The 914-nt window shown below is 71.2% G+C and carries 1 protein-coding gene and 1 pseudogene; both read right to left on the bottom strand.

Annotation, left to right across the window (positions count from 1 at the left end; translation table 11 throughout):
- Positions 1-703: IS5 family transposase (locus tag RM445_RS32020; RefSeq protein ID WP_311560607.1), on the bottom strand; the 703-nt coding region annotated here is incomplete at its 3' end.
- Positions 637-825, bottom strand: a pseudogene (locus RM445_RS32015) (transposase); the annotation flags it as partial. The gene RM445_RS32020 and the pseudogene RM445_RS32015, both read right to left, overlap by 67 nt.
- Between the last annotated feature and the right edge of the window lie 89 nt (positions 826-914).

Raw genomic sequence — 914 nt, 5'->3', positions numbered from 1 at the left:
GCAGCCACTCGGCGAGGGCGGCAATCCGGACGGTGGCCAGGTAGCGGACGGCGAGTTTGTCGAAGCGGGTGGCGACGGCGCGATTGCGCTTGAGCCGGTTGATCCCGCACTCCACAGCGTGGCGCTGCTTGTAGGTCTCCGGGCAGAACGCCGGCGGCCGACCACCCGCTGAGCCGCGGCGCTTGCGGTGACCGACCTGATCCGCAGGCTCCGCGATGGTCGCAGCGATACCGCGCCGCCGCAGATAGGCCCGGTTGGCCCGCGAGCTGTAGGCCTTGTCGCCCAACACCCGGTCCGGGCGGCACCGCGGCCGCCCACGACCCGACCGCGGAACGCGGATCGCCTCGAGCACGGCCTCGAACTGCGGACTGTCCCCGGCCTGCCCGGCCGTGACGATCAGCGACAGCGGACGCTGCCCTGCTTCGCAGGCGAGGTGCAGCTTGGTGGTCAGCCCGCCGCGTGACCGGCCCAGGCCGTGATCGTTGGGCTCGATGTCGTGGTCTGTGCTCGGCGGCTCGCGCTGTTGGTCCCCCTTTGCCGCGCTCCGGCGGCGTGCTGGTGCGCCCGGGCGACGGTGGAGTCGACCGACACGTCCCAGGTGATCAGACCCTTGGCGTCGGCGCGGGCCTGCAGCTTGGTGAGCACGTCGGCCCAGCTGCCGTCGCGCTGCCAGGTCCGGAACACGCAGTAGCAGGTCTCCCACGGGCCATAACGCTCCGGGATATCGCGCCACGGTGCCCCGGTCCGGATCCGCCAGCGGATCCCGTTGATCACCTGGCGGCGATCCCGCGGCGGCCGCCCGGTCGCCTTGACCGGCGGCAACACCTCTTCCAACACCTGCCACTGCGCCTGAGACAGATCACCACGAGCCACACTCAGCCCAACGAGCGAACCCGTTCCCAAACACGCTCTAG

The organism is Pseudonocardia charpentierae, from assembly GCF_031845345.1.
Lineage (GTDB): Bacteria > Actinomycetota > Actinomycetes > Mycobacteriales > Pseudonocardiaceae > Pseudonocardia > Pseudonocardia charpentierae.
This window is presented reverse-complemented; position numbering and strand designations above follow the sequence as displayed.